This is a genomic window from Pandoraea commovens, assembly GCF_024704525.1.
Taxonomy (GTDB): Bacteria; Pseudomonadota; Gammaproteobacteria; order Burkholderiales; family Burkholderiaceae; genus Pandoraea; species Pandoraea commovens.
Window position 1 is genome coordinate 527,872 of the sequence record NZ_CP102780.1, and the last position, 18,319, is coordinate 546,190.

At 55.4% G+C, this 18,319-nt stretch carries 18 protein-coding genes and 1 tRNA gene; 10 read left to right on the top strand and 9 right to left on the bottom strand.

The features are described 5' to 3' along the window. Window positions 1-70: 70 nt before the first annotated feature. Together NTU39_RS02790 and NTU39_RS02795 are read right to left on the bottom strand one after the other, a co-directional pair. Window positions 71-595 (bottom strand): TlpA disulfide reductase family protein, encoded by a 525-nt coding sequence (locus NTU39_RS02790; protein ID WP_150664112.1) that lies wholly within the window; start codon window positions 593-595, stop codon window positions 71-73. Window positions 596-692: 97 nt separating this feature from the next. Continuing rightward, window positions 693-1,352, bottom strand: coding sequence for a thioredoxin domain-containing protein (locus tag NTU39_RS02795; RefSeq protein WP_246184531.1), 660 nt, complete (start codon window positions 1,350-1,352; stop codon window positions 693-695). A 170-nt stretch (window positions 1,353-1,522) separates the two neighbouring features. On the opposite strand from NTU39_RS02795, the gene NTU39_RS02800 reads away from it, so the two are divergent. Next, window positions 1,523-2,071: a hypothetical protein gene (locus tag NTU39_RS02800; RefSeq protein ID WP_150664113.1), complete on the top strand. Its 549-nt coding sequence runs from the start codon at window positions 1,523-1,525 to the stop codon at window positions 2,069-2,071. Between the two features lie 142 nt (window positions 2,072-2,213). On the opposite strand, the gene NTU39_RS02805 is transcribed toward NTU39_RS02800, so the two are convergent. Then, the gene (locus NTU39_RS02805; RefSeq protein WP_308340642.1) at window positions 2,214-2,879 is read right to left on the bottom strand and encodes an ATP-binding protein; all 666 of its coding nucleotides are present in this window, start codon (window positions 2,877-2,879) and stop codon (window positions 2,214-2,216) included. Window positions 2,880-2,922: 43 nt separating this feature from the next. On the opposite strand from NTU39_RS02805, the gene NTU39_RS02810 reads away from it, so the two are divergent. The 8 genes from NTU39_RS02810 (at window position 2,923) to NTU39_RS02840 (ending at window position 12,258) form a co-directional block, all read left to right on the top strand. After that, window positions 2,923-3,588 carry a TnsA endonuclease N-terminal domain-containing protein gene (locus tag NTU39_RS02810; protein ID WP_257959152.1) on the top strand — a complete coding sequence of 222 codons (666 nt, stop codon included), beginning with the start codon at window positions 2,923-2,925 and terminating at the stop codon, window positions 3,586-3,588. A 1-nt stretch (window position 3,589) separates the two neighbouring features. Next, window positions 3,590-5,461: a TnsB C-terminal domain-containing protein gene (locus NTU39_RS02815; protein WP_257959153.1), complete on the top strand. Its 1,872-nt coding sequence runs from the start codon at window positions 3,590-3,592 to the stop codon at window positions 5,459-5,461. A gap of 8 nt (window positions 5,462-5,469) precedes the next feature. Then, a complete protein-coding gene (locus NTU39_RS02820) occupies window positions 5,470-6,360 on the top strand; it encodes a TniB family NTP-binding protein (RefSeq protein WP_257959154.1) in 891 nt (296 codons plus the stop codon). 53 nt (window positions 6,361-6,413) lie between these two features. Then, a complete protein-coding gene (locus NTU39_RS26975) occupies window positions 6,414-7,532 on the top strand; it encodes a TniQ family protein (RefSeq protein WP_373275388.1) in 1,119 nt (372 codons plus the stop codon). 109 nt (window positions 7,533-7,641) lie between these two features. Beyond that, window positions 7,642-8,157, top strand: a complete 516-nt coding sequence (locus NTU39_RS02825; RefSeq protein ID WP_257959155.1) for a 3'-5' exonuclease family protein — start codon at window positions 7,642-7,644, stop codon at window positions 8,155-8,157. Between the two features lie 847 nt (window positions 8,158-9,004). Next, window positions 9,005-10,024, top strand: a complete 1,020-nt coding sequence (locus NTU39_RS02830; protein ID WP_257959156.1) for a DUF4917 family protein — start codon at window positions 9,005-9,007, stop codon at window positions 10,022-10,024. A gap of 217 nt (window positions 10,025-10,241) precedes the next feature. Beyond that, window positions 10,242-11,060: a hypothetical protein gene (locus NTU39_RS02835; RefSeq protein ID WP_257959157.1), complete on the top strand. Its 819-nt coding sequence runs from the start codon at window positions 10,242-10,244 to the stop codon at window positions 11,058-11,060. A gap of 400 nt (window positions 11,061-11,460) precedes the next feature. After that, window positions 11,461-12,258: a hypothetical protein gene (locus NTU39_RS02840; RefSeq protein WP_257959158.1), complete on the top strand. Its 798-nt coding sequence runs from the start codon at window positions 11,461-11,463 to the stop codon at window positions 12,256-12,258. Between the two features lie 362 nt (window positions 12,259-12,620). Here the strand turns inward: NTU39_RS02840 and NTU39_RS02845 are convergent, their stop codons facing one another. From NTU39_RS02845 to NTU39_RS02855, 3 genes are read right to left on the bottom strand one after another with little or no spacing between them, the layout of a single operon-like run. Beyond that, window positions 12,621-13,433, bottom strand: a complete 813-nt coding sequence (locus NTU39_RS02845; RefSeq protein ID WP_257959159.1) for a hypothetical protein — start codon at window positions 13,431-13,433, stop codon at window positions 12,621-12,623. Beyond that, on the bottom strand, window positions 13,420-16,428 hold the full coding sequence (locus NTU39_RS02850) for an HsdM family class I SAM-dependent methyltransferase (RefSeq protein WP_257959161.1): 3,009 nt from the start codon (window positions 16,426-16,428) through the stop codon (window positions 13,420-13,422). Before NTU39_RS02850 ends, NTU39_RS02845 begins: the two co-directional genes overlap by 14 nt. Further along, the gene (locus tag NTU39_RS02855; RefSeq protein ID WP_257959162.1) at window positions 16,421-16,783 is read right to left on the bottom strand and encodes a hypothetical protein; all 363 of its coding nucleotides are present in this window, start codon (window positions 16,781-16,783) and stop codon (window positions 16,421-16,423) included. The genes NTU39_RS02850 and NTU39_RS02855 overlap by 8 nt, the downstream gene beginning before the upstream one ends. Before the next feature lie 176 nt (window positions 16,784-16,959). On the opposite strand from NTU39_RS02855, the gene NTU39_RS02860 reads away from it, so the two are divergent. Then, window positions 16,960-17,298, top strand: a complete 339-nt coding sequence (locus NTU39_RS02860; RefSeq protein WP_257959163.1) for a hypothetical protein — start codon at window positions 16,960-16,962, stop codon at window positions 17,296-17,298. 68 nt (window positions 17,299-17,366) lie between these two features. Here the strand turns inward: NTU39_RS02860 and NTU39_RS02865 are convergent, their stop codons facing one another. The 3 genes from NTU39_RS02865 to NTU39_RS02875 all read right to left on the bottom strand — a co-directional run bounded on the left by NTU39_RS02865 (window position 17,367) and on the right by NTU39_RS02875 (window position 18,318). Continuing rightward, complete coding sequence (locus NTU39_RS02865) at window positions 17,367-17,660, bottom strand: hypothetical protein (protein WP_257959164.1); 294 nt, start codon at window positions 17,658-17,660, stop codon at window positions 17,367-17,369. A gap of 107 nt (window positions 17,661-17,767) precedes the next feature. Next, the gene (locus NTU39_RS02870; protein WP_257959165.1) at window positions 17,768-17,959 is read right to left on the bottom strand and encodes a hypothetical protein; all 192 of its coding nucleotides are present in this window, start codon (window positions 17,957-17,959) and stop codon (window positions 17,768-17,770) included. 239 nt (window positions 17,960-18,198) lie between these two features. Beyond that, window positions 18,199-18,318: transfer RNA gene (locus NTU39_RS02875), tRNA-OTHER, on the bottom strand. Window position 18,319 lies beyond the last annotated feature (1 nt).

An 18,319-nucleotide genomic window follows, 5' to 3' on the forward strand; every position in this document is an offset into this window, starting at 1 on the left:
ATACGACTATAGGGCGCTTTTTTGTCTTCAGAGAATCGCGCGGGTGGTGTCCCGCAATCAAGCCGATGATTTAGGCTTGTTTTGCGAGTGCGGTCTCGATGAGTTTGTTGAGTTCCGCATACTCGGGCTCGCCGACGTATTGCTTGAGCACCTTGCCGTTGCGATCCACGACGAACGTCGTCGGCGTGAGCTGGACGTTGCCGTATTGTTTGGCGACGCTGCCGTCGGAGTCCATTGCGACCTTGAACGGCAACTGACGCGACTGCGCGTAGTTCATCACGTACATCGGCGGGTCATAGCTCATGGCCACTGCGACAAACTCGAGCCCCTGGCCTTTGTACTTCTCGTATGTCTTCACCATCGTCGGCATTTCCTTCATGCACGTGACGCAGCTCGTCGCCCAGAAGTTGACCAGATAAACCTTGCCCTTGAGTTGCTCGGTGCCGAGCTTCTGACCCGAGAGCAGCGTGAACGTCGCTTCGGGCGCACGCTTCTGACCGGCGAACGTGAAGTACGCGGCGATCGCCACGGCGGCGATAACCACGACGGCGAGGATCTTGCCGATGGGAGACTTGCGGGAGGTCGTAGCGCTCATGACACAGCCGTGTGGGTAGTGGAGTTCGGTGGGGGGCAGAGATACGCCGTTTTGACGTCGATCCGCCCTCGAATTGCCACCGATTCTACTCTGAATCTCAGCGCGTCGTGGCGCCGCTGCCCGGGTGCAGACGGGTGCGTCCGCGTTCGATGGCGTCGTCGAGATACGCGCCGTAGAAGTCCGGCAGACCTGCGCCGATCAACGGGTCTGCGACGGGGCGTCCGCTGGTATCGAGGAACAAAACCGTCGGCGACACCTTGACGCCATGGGCACGCGCCCACGCAACGCCGGTGGTCGTCGTGCCATCGAAATTGCGCACGGGTGTCGTGCTGTCCATGCCGATTTCGCGCACTTCATATTTGCCGCTGCGCACGAGCGGGGCCAACTCACGTTGACGGATCGGGCCGCAATAGACGCAGTCCCGCAACGACACGAGCACGATCAGCGGCGCGTCGAGCGAGGCCGCGCGACGCGCGTGCGCCGCGAAGTCGGTAGCCAGCGGCACGGCCGCCTGCTGTTTGGCCGCTGTCTTGTTGTCGAGCGGTTTTGCCGCCGCGCCCTCATGCGGATAGGTGACGCCGGTTGCCTGTGCGAGAACCAACGTCGAGGCGGGGGACGTCGGGTGTCCTACAGACGGGTTGACGCCGTCGTTAGCGCTTGGCGTGCCTGGTGACGCGAAAGCGGTGACCGTCGCGATGATCGGCAGTGTGATCACAGCGCTGGCGATCAGGGACTTCAGCGCCCGTGCGCGTCCCATCGCCCGCGGTAAAGCAGCCGGGGCCGTTGGGGCGGACGAGGTAAGGGACTCGGGAGCGCAGGCGTGTGTCATGCCGCAGATGATACCGGGAACCGCGCCGTGCCGTTTTTCCCTGCTGCACCGCATGGCGGATAATGGCGGCTCCCCTTTCTCCAACCTCACTGACGTCTATGAACCGCGTTGTCCGTGTCTGCGCTCTGCTTGCCGTGACCGTCGCGACCCTCGTGATGGCCGCGTGCTCCCCTCGCTACGATTGGCGTGAGGTCCACGACAAGGATGGCGCGTACGCCGTGACCTATCCCGCCAAGCCGACGCAAGACGAGCGCGAGGTGAAGTTCGCCTCCGGGCCGCTGCCGATGCGCATGCAGGCCGCGCGCGTCGACGCTGCGCTCTTCGCAGTGGGTGTGGTCACGCTTCCCAGCGATGACGCCACGCTGCGCCAGACCGTCGTCGACGAACTGCAACACGGCTTGCTTGCCAATGTGAACGAGCGGCAGGTGTCGCCCTCACAAGTGATGGTGCGTCAAGCGGGCGATGCGCCGTCGCTTCCCGGCATGGCGGTCTCTGCGCAGGGCATGGCGAGCGACAAAGCGGAACGCTACGTCTCTGCCCGTTTCGTCGGACGTGGCAACCACGTCTATCAGGTTGTCGTCATGGGAACGAAGGCACCCGGCAAGGAACAAGTCGACCAGTTTCTGGACTCTTTCACGCTGGAGTGAGTCGAGGCGTACAAGTCCTCGTCACGGCGACGCGAGTTACGAGCGAGGAACAGATCGCCCCGTTTCCTGATTCGTTCGTGTTTGCGCTGGGCACCTCCTGCTATTCCTCCGTCTGCGCTTGGCTGCGAGTGGGTATCGTCGTTCACCCCGGTGCCTCTCGATATTGCACCGCCTCGGCGATGTGAAACGCATCGATCGCGTCGCACCCGGCGAGGTCCGCAATGGTGCGCGCCACGCGCAACACCCGGTGGTAAGTGCGTGCCGACCAGTGATGTTGCGTCACCGCGCGGTGCAGAACCTCCTGCGCTTCCGGTTGCAATGGACATTGCGCTTCAAGCGCTCGATTCGACAGACCGCAGTTCAACTGACCCTGACGCGCCAGCTGGCGCGTCTGCGCTTGCCTCACGCGCATCGCCACGACTTCGCTGTGCTCGCCGGTGGCCGGGGCGGCGAACGTCTCCGCGCTAAGCGCGGGTACTTCCACATGCAGGTCGATGCGATCGAGCAGTGGGCCCGACAGGCGATTGCGGTAACGGGCCACCGCGTCGCTCGTGCATCGGCAGTTGCGCGACGGGTGCCCCAGATCCCCGCATGGACACGGGTTCATCGCCGCCACGAGTTGAAAGGCTGCGGGAAACGTGGCGTGTCCCCCTGCGCGAGAAATCGTGACGTGCCCCAGTTCCAGCGGTTCGCGCAGCACTTCCAGGACACGACGCTGAAACTCCGGCAATTCGTCGAGGAACAACACGCCGCGATGCGCCAGACTGATCTCTCCCGGACGCGGCGTGCTTCCGCGTGTAATTTCCACCGATAAATGCAAAAATCGCTGAAGTTTCCAGCGGAGTTTGTAAATGGGTGATCTTTTGCATAACGTGCCGACCCGACGCATCGGCGTCAGTACGCGTGGCGTGACCGGCGCCGTGCCGTCATTCGGAAGGTACGAGTCTTCATTGGAACGCGATCTCATGGAGATTTTTCGCTTTGATCCCAATGTTGAGCGTTTCGTCCCGCAGCCGCTTACCATTGAATATCGCGACGACTTAGGCGGTCTGCGACGTTACACACCGGACGGTCTTATCTATTTCAAAGAAAACGCTGGTCTAGTCGCCACTCCCGTCTTGTTCGAAGTCAAATATCGAGCGGATTTCCGAAAGGACTGGAAGATCCTCATGCCAAAATTTCGCGCAGCCAAGGCATATTGCCTCCGGCATGGCTGGCGGTTTCAGATATTCACTGAGCGGGAGATTCGTACCCCTTATTTGGAAAATGTCCGTTTTCTTTGGGCCTACCTGGAGCAGGTGCCCTCCTCTGATCTAGTTGCCATGATCCTGCAAACGTTATGGGATCTAGATGAAGCGGATCCAGACCTCCTGCTATATGCGCTTTGTCATGATTCGTCAAATCGTGCACGTATGATCCCTGCCGTCTGGCATCTCGTAGCGACTGGTGCGATCGGCTGTGACTTGAACCTACCATTGACCATGCGCTCCCGCATTTGGGCCGAGATGGAGTGCTGATATGAAAACAATCAGACCTGGTCAACTCGTGTATTGGAGAAATCAAGCCGCCATCGTTCTGGAGCTGAAGGGCTTTTCTGATGCAATTTTACGAACCGTTGACGGCGCAAAAACAGATGTCGCGTGTGTCGCGGACCTTTCGTTGGGGCCGACTGAGAATAGGACTCCATCGGCACCGCATCTCCTCGCAAAAGATAAAGAGTGGGACAAAGCCGTAGAGAGATTTGAGCTGATTCGCCCGCTGTTCGAGTTGCCGGGCCGTTCGGCCTTAGACGTTCAGCGGGTTGCAGACGCAGCTGAGAAAAGCGTAACAACCATTTATCGGTGGTTAACGCGTTTTGAAGAAACCGGCCTTGTATCCTCATTGCTGAGAACGCCGCGTTCCGACAAAGGCGGTCAGCGGTTGAGCGAGGAGGTCGAGCAAATCATTTCTCATCAGGTCCAACACTACTACCTGAAGCAAGAGCGACCATCGGTCTTAAAGCTATACAAGCGTGTCAAGCAGGAGTGCTTGGATGCAGATCTTGACGCCCCACACAAAAATACGGTCTACGCTCGAGCGAGGGAAGTCGAGCAACGCGAGGTGGTTCGAAAGCGCTACAGTCCGAAGCTTGCACGCGAAAAATTCGAGCCTCTACGAGGCCAGTTTCCCGGTGCTGATTATCCGAATGCAGTTGTGCAGATCGACCACACCAAGGTCGATGTGATTGTGGTCGACGAGGAGCACAGGTTACCTATCGGTCGTCCGTATCTCACGCTTGCTCTTGATGTCGCGACTAAGCTCGTGACAGGTTTTCGTATGACACTAGATCCGCCGGGAGCTTCGTCGGCTGGATTGTGCGTCGCTCATGCGGTAATGCGAAAGGAGCATTGGCTGGCAAAGCGCGACATACTCGCTGAGTGGCCGATTTACGGGAGGATGCGGAAAATCCATGTCGATAACGCCAAGGAGTTCCATGGCAACATGCTCCGGCGGGCGTGTGATCAGCACGGAATTATTCTCGAATACCGCCCGAAAGGACAGCCCAACTATGGCCCTCACATCGAGCGTGCATTTCGCACATTCATGGGCGAATGCCAAAGTCTTCCGGGTACGACGTTTTCCAACGTTCAAGCCAAGATGGACTACGACTCGGAGGGGCGAGCTTGCTTAACGTTGGCTGAATTGGAGCTATGGTTCACGATCTTTGTCGTGTATTGCTACCACCATCGAGCTCACAAGGGGATCAATGATGTTCCTCCGATAAAGCTCTATCAGCAGTTCGTGCATGGCTCTAATGCGCAGCCTGGCATCGGTCTTCCTGCGCCGATCGAAGACGAGGAAAACTTCCGGTTGGACTTCACACCGTATGTTGAGCGCACGGTGCAGCGCCAAGGTGTTGTGATCGACAATATCCACTACTACGCGCCTGTTCTGCGACGCTGGGTATTGGCAGATGATTCCGGCAGCGGTAAGGCTAGGAAGTTCATCTTCGCGCGTGATCCGCGCGACATTAGTGTGGTGTATTTTCTTGATCCTAGCACGCAGGCGTACAGCCCAATTCCGTATTTCAATACGGCTCGGCCGGCCATCAGCTTATGGGAGTTGAGAGCTGTTTTGAAAAAATTAAAAGAGGAGCCAGCCAATCACGTTGACGAGGAAATGATCTTTCTGGGTATTCGTAAAATGCGCGCAATTGAGGAGGAAGCCATCGAAAAAACGCGTCTTGCTAAGCAGCAACGCGCGACAGAAAAGCGAAAGCGACGTATGGCTGAGCGCCGAAGCGGATGGAGCGGCGTGCACGCGTCTGCAGGGGAGCCGCCAAAAATTGATGTGCGGCCTTCTTCGTTGGAAGATGACATCGAACCTTTCAATGACATCCAACTGGGGTAGATGGCGGCATGAAAACTTATGAGCATTTGCATCCCAGTGCGGCAAAGTGTGCGGAGCTGGATGCTGGTGAACGCGTCCTCTGGCTCAGAAGGCCGCGTTGGATTGGCTATCCCCGAGCCCAGGAGGTCCTGGGTAGGCTGGAGGACTTGCTGCGCCATCCACGTGAAGCACGCATGCCAAACATGCTGCTCATCGGCGGAACGAATAATGGAAAAACTCGCTTGATCAGGAGTTTTGCTCAGCGGCATCCGGCCGAGGAAAACCCACATGGAGAGCACATCGTTTCGCCGGTTCTATATGTGCAAGCACCTCCTACGCCCACCGAAGCAGGGTTCTACTCTGAAATCCTGAACACGCTATTTGAGAAAGTGCCCACATCCTCCACGGATGCCAAGCGCGCGCGGGTAGTTCAGGTGCTGAGAGGCATACAACTGAAAGTGTTGATCGTGGACGAGCTGCATAACATCTTGGCTGGCGCATCTGTTAAACAGCAACAGTTTCTAAACATGATCAAGTATCTTGGCAACGAACTCCAGATCTCTGTCGTTGGTTGCGGTACCGGCGATCTGTTGCGTGCCGTAAGCATCGATCCACAGATCCAGAATCGATTTGTCCCGGAGTTGCTTCCTAGGTGGCAAATGAACAAGGAGTTTCGGCAGCTATTAATGTCGTTCGAGCGTGTTTTGCCGCTACGTAATCCATCTGATCTGCATGATCCGCAGCTGGCTGGCAAGCTCTTGGCGATGTGCGAGGGCACGATAGGTGAGCTATCGATGCTGCTTAACATGGCAGCAACACATGCGATTCAGCAGGGATGTGAGCAGATTTCTGCTGAGGTGCTGAACGCCTGCGGCTATGTAGCACCTAGTGACCGAACTCGGCAGGCGGCTCGCGCCTGATGTTGCTACCGCTGCACCCGCAGCCACGTTCTGACGAAATTCTTTCGTCGTGGATGGTCCGCCTCGCATTTTCCAACGGATTCCCGCTGCATACGTTCTATGCCAACTTGCTCGGGTATAAGGCGGCGATCTGGAATCGTGACACTGACCGCCACCCCTCGATGGCACTGCTAGAGGTGCTGGCTCGGCGCACTGGTCAATCGATATCAGCAATGCGAGCGTTGACGCTCAGTGCTTACGATAACATCCTCTTTTCGCAACTGCCGCCAGTTGGCAATGCCTCTTGGATTCTGCCTGTTGGCGTGCATCATCGCAACCGGCGTCGCGCTGGTATGCAATTTTGCCCGTTGTGTTTGCGCAGTGACACTGACCCATATTTTCGTCGCTCTTGGCGGCTGGCATTGCATGCCATGTGTGGATGCCACCGCTGTGTGATGGCAGAGTATTGCCCGGCGTGCCGTGAGCCGGTGGCATACCATCGGCATGGTATTGGCCGGGACAGAGTGATTCCTGATCGAGCGCTTTCCCTCTGCCATCGATGCGGATTCGATTTGCGCGAAACGCAGCCGGTCTATTCAGATTGGCCAGATCTTCGTTCCTTACAGTCGTTCAGCGATCTGATCACGTATTCCGCGCAGGGAGAATGGGATTTCGGGAGGCTTACGCCCGCATGTCCTTTACTTTTTTTCGTCGGACTACGTGCACTGATCAGCGCGATCGGCGGCCATCATGGCCAGCGATTACGACGCTGGCTCGGTGACACGTTTCACTGCTGCTTTAACCCGCAATGTTCGGCGAACCACATTGAGTTTGAGCGTCTTGGTGCCTCAGAGAGGCTAAGATTGCTTCTCGCAGCCGTTTGGCTATTAAATGATTGGCCGAGCCGATTCGTGGAAATGTGTGCTGAGTGTGAGTTCACCCGCTCCCGATTGGCTGAGCAGGTGAGCGCCTTGCCGTTCTGGTTGGCTAGCGTAGCGGATGAATATTTGGACAACCGCCATTACATGCCCAACGCGGACGAGATATTCTCGGCCGGAAGCTACCTACGCGCGCATTGCCAGAGCGTCACTCCTCGGACGTTAGGCGCCCTGCTAGACCTATCTAGGGATTGCGCGAGCACTGCATGGCGTACTTGGCTTGAGCGGCGTTCGCTATCGGCTAGCGAGGGGTAGCAGAAGGGGCTGCCTAGCAAGTGTCTCTATCTTGAAAACGATCTTACGCAATGTCAGCAAATGACGTTTCGAAGCCTGCTGCGTGTGATGAACAAGTCGCGGAGTGTAAATGGAAACCGAAGCTGTTCTCGGCGTTTTGAGGAAAAGAAAGCCACGTAGCCCGTGGAGAACTCGGTATTTCATCGACACTGAGTTCACTGATTTCGCACCCCAAACCTCTTGCCAGCTGATTAGTGTGGCGGTTGTCGGGGAGGACGGCAGAGAGTTCTACGCCGAATGCTCCGACTTCTCAATTGCTTTGTGTAGCGATTTCGTGCGCCGCGTCGTTTTGCCTCAGTTGGGCAAGTTTCCTGATAGGTCAATGCGGACGGCTCAACTGGCTATTGAGCTTGCGGAATGGTTGTCGGCGGTGCCGCTGAAACCTAAGCCTGTACTTTGTTATGACTCGAACGTCGATATTGAGCTTGTCTCCCGATTGCTCGATAGTCCTTTACCGAAGGGGTGGAAGCACGAGAACGTGTTTCAAAAAATAGATGCAGAGCGTTTTGCTGAATATATCTCAGTGCACGGAGGGGAGCATCATGCACTATACGATGCCCGTGCCAACGCATTTGCGTTTCGCTAGAAGATTGTTAATCGGGTTGTCGTGGGCACGCAGGTGCATCGCGCACATCGCCGTACTGTTCTGGCTTTCAGTGAGCCGAGGTCGTACCAGTGCGTACCTGTTGTAGTCTGGCTGGTTGAGGGAGGCGGCAGCGTCGCTTGCGGTCTCAACGCTGTGGAGAGCCGAAAGGCGAAAGAATTTGTCCCGCCAGGAAACCTCGCCGTAACGGGGATATCGTTTCTCCCGCCCGATTGCGGCTATGAAGCAAAAGGACCAGCGGTGTCCTTGCTAGCAATCACGACAAGCCAACGACGTACGGGGCGCGTGCCCCGAGAGGAAACACGGCCAACCCGGCATCTCTCCCCCACGACCGCACCGGTTCGCGTCCTGATGCGGCCAAGGTCAATGCTCTAATGGCAGGCGAGAACGCTCTATGCCACGCTGGAACGAGTTTGATATGTGACGTAGCGGTTCTACCGTGAGGCCAGGCGGCGTGTCGGTGAACCGTCCTCCGTTACTGCCGTATCGAGAATCGTCGGAGTCCGGGACGGTACGCTTTGACACAAGCTGACGCATCAAGCTCCGGCATGTTCGCCACGCTCTGCCTAGTGCGGTCGGGTACTATCCGGCTGATCCGGTGACACTAGTTCGGCTCTCTTCAGAGCGCTAGGCTTCGTGCTGCCCTAGAGGCAGTGAAGCGCCTCACGGCAGGTGTGAAGACGTGTGGGTTGGGGCCGAATGGCCCCGCGCACAGCCTCGGCGGTGAATCGTGCGGAGCAGCCCATACTGCGCTAACACCCAGTTGGAGCGACAGGGGAGAATAACCTGTCGCATCTATTAGCTCATGAAAGGAACAGGGAGAACCTATATGCCGCATCCCATTGTGCCGTGGGTACAAATTGCACCTGGCTACCATCAAGGTACGATTCTGTTGGGCAATGGCGCGAGCATTGCAGTTTCACCAAGCTTTAGCTACGGATCGTTGCTAGATCATGCTCGACGGGTAGGTCTAATCACGGAGGATGTCCAGCAACTATTCCACTTTTTCGGAACATCGGATTTCGAGCTGATCCTTCGATTGGTATGGCAGGCATCCAACGTCAATCGATCGCTACAGATACCAGACAATCGCACGAATCAAGCCTACCTGAATGTCAGGGAGTGTTTGATTCAAGCCGTTCGTGAAGTGCATCCTACATATGATCAAGTGAGTGGTCATTTGCCCAGCATGCGCCAGTTCCTAAAAGAATTCGACACGGTAATTTCATTGAACTATGACTTGCTGGTTTATTGGACGATGACCTACGGATTTGGCATCCGAGATGGTCATCTATTCAAGGATTGCTTTTTGGGGAATGGCATGTTCGACGATGCGTGGCAGAGATTTCGTGCCCCCTATAGGGAGCGGACTAACACGTTAGTGTTCTATCCGCATGGAAGCTTGGCTCTGTGCAGAACTTTAGTGGAGCAGGAGTTCAAAATTCACAGCGCAGGAGGAGGCTTGCTGGAGGCCATTCTTGCGGAGTGGCGCGGTGAGCGAGTTGTGCCGCTATTTGTCAGCGAGGGAACGATGCCGCAGAAGATTTCCTCTATCCAGAATAGTTACTACCTTTCTACAGTGTACCGCGAGGTACTCACTTCGCCGCGGCTTACACTGACGCTATTTGGTTGGGGACTCGGGGAGCACGACCGGCATTTGTTGCAACGGATGCGCGGAACCGGCATTCAGCGGGTGGCGGTCTCCGTTTTGGGGCGCGATCAGGTCTATTGCAACTATGCCTACCAAGTCATTCAAAATGATTTGGGGCCTGTCCATGTGGACTTCTTTGATTGTGAGAGTCCTGGATGCTGGATTCATGCGGTGCCGCCGCCTCAGGACATTACCTAATGTGGCCGACTTTTTGTTTGATCAGAACGCGTCGTGCGCCATGCGATGCCATCTCAATTCAGCCACTGCGAAGGTGCAATTCAGTATTGCGGTAGGCTTGGTTCGAGAAAGCCCTGACGCTACGCACCGGGACTGTTTGCTACCTGTATGGCAAGGTGTTGGCAGTGGTGTTGCATCTAGCTGCGGGCTCTACAATAACTAAAGGACGTGGACAGCAATGAAGGCCTATCCGTTTACTCGCCCCACCATCATCGCTGCCGTTGAGTTTCTTGCGCAAATTTTGACGCAGGCTAAGTTCGATCAGCTCGTGGTACGGCTGGGGCTGGACGACGAAATCCCGCTGGGGCCAGCAAGGAGCGTGACTGCGAAAAGCGCTGCACTGGCGCGCCTCGTCAATCAACGGGCAACGCAGATTGTCGGCACTTTGGACGGCCCCGTCACTCTTGCTGAAGCTTCGGTACGCGAGGCCGTTAGAGTAACCATGCCACAGTATGAGAGTGCTGAGCAGGAGCACCTTCTTCGAGGGCTAGCGCTCGACGGCTACGTTGTCTCTTGGGGTGAGAGCGCACGAACGCCATTGTTACGTGCTGCGTTGCCTGGCGAGGTGGATCTTCCTGCGGCTGACGACGAAGTTCACCAACTGTTGAAGCAGTTCCGGTTCACTGTGCCGTTGGGGCATCTGGACCAAGCCATTGATGCGCATGCGCGCGGAGACTGGGCGGCAGCGAATAGCCAGATACGCACGTTCCTGGAAGGGTTGCTCAGTGACATAGCTTCACACATTGATCAGCAGAAGGCTGCCACACTAACTTCGAGCGAAAACCGGCGCTCATGGCTGGCCCAGATCGACTTCCTGTCAAGCAGCAGGAACGAATGGACCAACGATGGAAAAAACTATTTTAATGGCTTGTTCAAGATGTTGCATACCGACGGCTCTCATCCCGGTCTCTCAGACGAAGATCACTGCACATTCCGGCTACACCTTGGCCTTATTACCGGTCGCACTTTGCTTCGTCGCCTTAACAACGGCAGCTAAAGTATAAATCTGGATACCGCTCCTTCGATATAGGCGCGGCGCGGAGACCGCGAGCCAGATCGCTGCGGCCGGAATCTACTATGCAGGAAGATGACAGGGCTGTTCGATGGACCACAACGACTATTCGCGGAAATTACAGCAACTAGAAGACTGCAATCGGGCCAACTTAGTGGCCTTGAGTACTTGGGTAAGAAACGACGCGCTTCCATGGCTTTGGAGTGAACTGGGCGGTGCAATACTGCTTCCGAAGCAGCGACACCCCAATGCGACCTCAGCACCTCGACCACCAATACTAACTCCTATGACTGATGCGGACGCAGTACGCCAGGGAGTGATGGTTTCAGTCGCAGACAGAGTGCATAAATTGACAGAGCCATCCTATTACAGAGCACAAATAACCATGCTCAACAAAGAGGCGACTCGTTATTGCGACACCATCGATGCTTTCTCGCATGAAACCTCCATGTTCGCAGAAGACGCGGTAGTGCATACCTTGCACCGTGCGCTACTCGAAATGATGCGGCACGCACGGATTCTTCTAGAGGATGCCGCGCACAACGTTACAGATGTTTCCGGGTATTTTTCGGCGTGGCGTCGCAAGCGCGAAACTCCGTTCGAGGTCTATAAGGGGACGGAGCAAATCATCTACGGTACCTATTCCCGAATGACTCACGTTGATCGTGCGCCGTACACGCCCGTGGCTGTACTACGCACCGCTATTGAGCTTCGGATGCGTGGTGCATTTTGTGTGTCTAGCTACGTCAATCCCGGAAAGCCGGAGGACCTCATTCCTATTGATCTGAGTAAGCTATTTGAAGCCATCCAGGCCGAGCAAAAAGATATTCATTTCATCGTGGATCTGCATGATGTTTGGAAGATCTATCGTTGGAGCAATTTTTATCTTCACGGCGGGGCGCGCGATTTTCCTTGGGTTCCAGGATTTCTGCTTCAATATTTGCGTCCGCTCTTTGCCGATCCTCGCACCGACTCGAATGGCTCTTGGAACATAAATGGCGGGATTCGCATGAAGAGAGAGACTTGGCACGCCGTTCGAAAAATTCTAGTCCCGCGTATTGAGCGTGCCAACTTCATGCAGAGGCTCTCCAACGCTTGGCGCGCGTTGTGGCCGAGCAAGGTGTCACCGCTGGAACTTCCTGCCGTTGAGGAACGAGCAGCGGAGTGCGTGTTCGTGGACTGAAGATTTCTAGAATTCGCTGCTGTTTGTGCTACGCCGAGTGATCTGCGACGGCGCTTGCCGCTCGCTGATCGATGATTATGAAATCTCCCGCTCGAGGAGCGCGCGGTGTCCGGAATCGAACCGGGATTTTCAGTGGCGTTGAGCTATTCCGAAGTAAACAGGCATTCTTGCTGCTCTTCACCAGCGCGGCGGCCGCTAGTGTTTGATGTCGTTGCTCGTCCTCGGATGCTCGCCCCACCTAGAACATTATTTGCAATACGATGCCCGAGCCAATGTGTTCGTTTCGCTGGGAAAGCGGTACTTGGGCTGTCTTGGGTGCATCCTGAACGTGTGAGTGAGCTCTCTATGTCATCCGCCGGCGCTCAGATCGGGCGTGGTGAATTTGTCGGTTTGGTACGAGAGCGCGCCACTTTACTCATCTTAGCTTTTGGAGGCGTTGGTGAAGCGGCGGGAGGTACTGGGTACCGGATAAGTAAATGGAGGATCCACATGGGGGGAAATGCAACGTCTCGCCCGTGCTTCGTGGAGTAGGTTTTTTCCCATCCCAAGTCCACGTCAACTATCAAGTCACATTTCCCGTCGGAAACCGCGGTACGAATAGATGCGGACCAGTCGCTGTTCGGATCTTGCTGGACATATCCCAACAGCGCTCCAAGCTCGTCCTCGGTGAACGCTTCTTCTGCGCGAGTAAATCGGCCTAAACCTTCATCTCCAAGATACCGTGTTTCGATGTCACGCTGCGTGAACAACGGCTTGGCTTCGACGACGAACTCCGGGCCACCATCAATATATGCCTGCCACCGGAGATCGAGGCGCTTCCGCTTACTTCCGGCAAGCTTGGCCGATGGCTTGGGTTGCTCAAACACAAAATGTACGGCCCGATATCGATGATCGCTCACGAGACCGCGAAGATACGTGTGGATATAGTCACCAAGCTCGTAAGTGATGGCATTCTCATCAGGCCGAAGATTTATGTCCTTCGACCGCTTTTGAGGTGGGCGTAATGCACCGTCTTTCGCGCAAAAATTCGGCCACTGTTTGCTGAGCTCAAGCTCCGCATGCCGCAAGCTATCGATCGCGCATTGGAGTACTAAGTGCATGAAATTCGCGCGGGCGTCTGCATAGCCCGCTTGGCTGATTAGCTCGGCGGGCGAAATCTGCTCATGCTGCGGCACTAGAACCCTCCATCAATTCCTTAATAACCCTTTTTCCATCGCTGAACGCCGACTCCACCGTCCAGCGGAACTTTTCGCACGGCTTCGCAAGTGTAACTACCGCATTGTGAGGCTCGTAATGGAACACCATGCCATCGGTTAGCGGCGCTGACACCTTTTTTCTATTAGTGGTGCCTGAACTAGAAGAGGAATTTTTGTTTTCGGTCTTAAACGAAATTGTCACTACATAACGGTCGGAGGCATCGCTGACATTTGTGACATCTACCTTGGCATTCTGTGCGTCGCTCAGCACCGGTCTCAGCACAAACGTAAGCGCTTCGCGATAACGCTCAATGCTCATATCGTTCGGAGTTTGTCCGTATCCGATCGGTATTTGCCCGTCCTCGAAATTTTTTCGAAACTGGAGGTACTCTTTGACGGCACCACGTAACAAAACGGAGAGATCGAAACGGGAGCAAACGAGCTCCGTGCGCGCGGATTCATCAGTGTTCAGAAACTCCTCAATGAACGGATCATCGAGGCCATGGAACGGCACCGGGAGCGCTTGAAGATCGCTCTTCTCGAGGCGAGTTCGATCCAATATCCAGAGTCGCCCCATCAGAGCAAAAAGGTAGTGTGCGACATCCGATTCCAGGAAAATTCCAAGAGCGATCAGCAATCGCTGCCGTTTTTTTGCGTGCGTCGCATTGCGCGGAGGCTCAGTGAAGAAAACAGCGTTAATCGAAGAATTGAAGGCAACAGGGAGTTGAGCGTAAGCAAGGCCAACCATGCTCCGCGGTACCAGCAAGCAGCTACCGGAAAATATGCGGACAAAACTATCTTCCGTATCTGCAAGCCAGGATTGATCATATGAGATAGTTGAATCCAACGACAAACCCAACTGACCATACTCGCGAAGAATGATGGTGCCCGGCGCATTGCGAACATCATTGCCTTTGAATTTATCGGAGCCAAACAACAAGTTTGAGGGCAATCCTGTCTGAGCTGGCGATCCGCCTCGTTTCAGATCGGCGCCAATGCTGGCCATCAATTTGCCAAAACTTGCTGTCCGATTAATATGAATCGTGTCAAGCAGGTACCGCTTGATGTATCGATCTACCGGGCGGAGCATGATTAGATTAAACCACGCATCATCGTCAGCCGCGCGCGATAGCTCGAGCTGCCGATGCGTCTCGACCTGAGAGTTGTCGAACGTAATGAGCCAAGGGTCGCCATCAACTGGGCCCAACAAGTGGGCACGAGTAGGCGAGTATGTCCAGAAACTCGATCGTGACCGTGGGGCGCCTCCTCGCACCATCAACATGCAAGCGGCTTGTCGTGCATGTGAGAAAAGGCTGTAGCGCAGGTGCGAAAAATTCGCTACGCCGACTAATTCTGTCTGAGCTGCCAATGCGGAAGGAAAGCGTCTTGCACTGGGGCCCACTAAAGATTTAGTGGGCAAGACAAGTGCAGCAATTCCACCAGGCTCGAGGAAGTTATCCGCAGCCCACCAAACTGTATGTTCGGCGGATTCGCCCGAGTCCACATTCGATTCGTACTGTTCTGTGAGCTCAGTATGGTGCGGCGTAATCTCTCGAATGTTCTGCCATGGAGGGTTTCCGACCACTACGTCGAAGCGCTTGGTATTCACGTCGGGAGCTTCGAGCGTAAACACGTCAGCGCAAATTAGATTCTGTGTGCTGAGCGGGGGGAATAGTGGTGTTGTAGCGAGCCCCTCCAAGCACACGTCGATATCGGACGGGGCAACATAGTCAAGCATTGTCAGATACAAAGAAAATGCTGCGACAGCGTGTGCCGATGGATTCTTCTCGATACCGAAAATGCAATTCGTGAGTAGATCGCGTAGTTCATTGGCTGGCAGTGAGCGGAGCCTCGATTTCTTAAGCTCACTTTCGATGATTCGTCGATATGCACCCACAATGAATACGCCAGAGCCTGCCGTGCAGTCTATGACTCGCCGGTCTCGCGTTAGCGGAATCTCATCTTCGACGCGATCCAAGACGAAATCGACGAGAAATGGCGGCGTATAGAACACCCCATTGAGTCGTTTCTCTTCGCTATCCTCACTGTCGAGGAACTGCTCGTAAATGGCTGAAAGAGTCTCCGTCTGAAGACTTCCAAGCGAGAAATCGAAAAAGCTGAGTTGCACTCCATCAGCCTGTAGCGTGTCGCCAAGCTTGATGCAGTCACGGAGCAGTTGAAGATCACTGTTGGAAAACGCAGCTCTCTCTTTCTTTGCCACTGGAAAAATCGTGCCATTGAGCATGTCGTCGAGCACATCGAAAACGCCCCACACTTTCTCCGTGGTTAGTAACAAGGAACGTGTCTCGAAAATTTCGAGCGCGTCGTGTCGTTGCAACCATTGATCTGTGAGCAGCCCGCGGTCGCGCAGAATGTAGAAATACAAAAATCTGCCGATGAGTGCATTCGAGGCTTGAATCGAAGCCCCGCTCTGTGTGGCAAGCTGTCTGCTCAATGATGTGAGCGTGGACAGCAATCGCCGGTCGACTCGTTCGGCCGGATTTAATGCGAAGTCGCGCCACGCGAGCGCAGACGATAGGCGTGATGCATGAACGCGCTGGAGCGGCGACTCCGCATCGGCGCCGCGAAGCGTCATCTCGATCCGATCCCAGGGCACCTGAGTGACACTTGCTTCCCAATTGTCATAAGAGAACTGGAAACCTTCGCTCACATAAACCGCGTCGTTTGTGGAGATTACAAGCAGGGGGACAAGTCCTTGGCTCCAAACCTGCGAATGAATTTTTTTCGCTTCCGTCGCATCTGCGGCTTCTGCGACGTACAACAATGGCACGTACCTAGCGCACTTTGCGGATCCGGCGCCTGTCTGCCAGAGGCCAAATGCACCTTTCACGTTCATTCGCGAACTCGCCATGCGTAAACTGCCCACAGGTCCGGCGATAGAGTCGAATCGCTTCGACTCGACCCATCCGTTTGAGGAACTGAAGCCCAGCGCGTCGAGTAGTAACTTAATCACCTGAGACTCCGTCACGAGGCATGGAGGTGCGGGACCCTGTGGAGCGATTCATCTTCATGGGTTTGACGTTCTTTCCTTTTGCCCCACGTTCCGCGCGAAACATGTCGAGCTGCCGCACATTTGGGCGGCCATTGACGAGCTGGTGTAAGCCGTAACGTGAGAGGACTTCTTGGGGAGGAATACCTCGGTCGGCCATGTCGCCTAGCAATACTGCCAGCAAGGCGTAGCTTCTGGGCACAGCCCCCTCTTTTGCGTGATTAGACACGGAAGCCGGGCGGACCCCGAGATATGCGGCAAAGTTGTTGATTGTCATGCCAGCCTTGCCCAAGTGGCGGCGGAATTCGGCGTAGTCCACGTTCACCCCTTGTTAATTATTCTCATGATTTTATGAGAATAATTCGGAATTTAGAAGAGGATTTTCTTGGGCGTGCTCTTTTCCCGATCGGGTTGTGTCCATAATGTGACGCGGCATAGAGGCGGTCATCGGGATATGGCTCGGACAGCGGCACACTCTCGTTCTCGGAACATCACATGACGATCGATCAAAAAATGCGTCTTTTGGGCAGTTTTATGCCCATGGGCTTTCACACTATCGAACGCAACGGACGACGCTATATCGCACTGACGCGCATTCCGTATGAGTGGTCGGAGATCCTTCCTCGGTGGTTGATGTTGCAACCTGGTCGTATTGAACACGACTCCCCCGACTGTGAGCTCGTGGAAATCGAACCGGGCAATAAGGATGCCGGCATGGCATTGACAGAGAACGCGTGGGGAGACTTCGTCTATTGGATGACAGATGTCGCTCGGGAGCGCCTAGTCGATCTCGAAGAAAGATCCAGCAACGGAGAGGACATCGGAATGCTGTGAGCCCGACTGAGCTAGCCGAAGTTGCACCGGATAAAAAAACGCCTTGCTCGGCGTTTTTTTTATCCTGCCTAGCAGAGCGGTGGGCGCTTACGCGGAGCGATCTGCGAAACTCGACCGGGGCTTAAGCCATGCGCTTGGGCGACGATTTTCGTCGGCACGCCGCGATCGATCGCTGACTGGATAGCGCGGTCTCGCAAATTTTTCACATCGGCTTCCAGTTCAGCGATGTTACGGGCCTGAGCGAGTACAACCGTTTCAAGCCTGTCAAGACGGTCGCCCTGCTTGGCCATCTCTGCGGATTGTTCCACCAGGGCCTCTTGGATCGCCGTCAGCGCTTTCTCAATTTTTCTACCCGTGTTCACCTCACTTTCTCAACAGTGAATTTGGTTTACTAAATTAAATAATATATGGTCAAGGGAACATTCTGCTGCGGGTCGCATTGCCCCTTGCCCTCGACTTACGCATGCGGTCATGCAAGCTTTGCGAAGGAGCCCTCCACTTCGACTTGGCCAGAATCAACTAAGTCAGACAGAGCGTCATTGAAGACCACTGCCGTATACCCCGCGTTGAAGCAATCAAGCTTGAGTGTCATTAGCTTCATGCGCGCCCCGTCCCACTGGCTCAGGCGGCTGATGATGAAATCGTGAGCATTGGTACTCATATGAACCTCGTATATCGAATGCCCGCGTGGCGATTTGCCCGCTGTCAGCAAAGCCCATTTACTACGGGTACCGTAAAATTAGCGATTGTGAAATCGCATACTTGGGGAGGGATCAGTGCCCGGAGTCGAACCGGGATCTCCAGCGGTGTACTATGGCGGCGTCTACTCCGCATAGTCGGCCACCCTCCGCGGGTGACATGACGCTGGTGCTCTGTCCATTGAGCTACGCCGAAGGTGGGGGGCGGTGCCCGGAGTCGAACCGGGATCTCCAGCGGTGTACTATGGCGGCGTCCACTCCGCATAGTCGGCCACCCTCCGCGGGTGACATGACGCTGGTGCTCTGTCCATTGAGCTACGCCG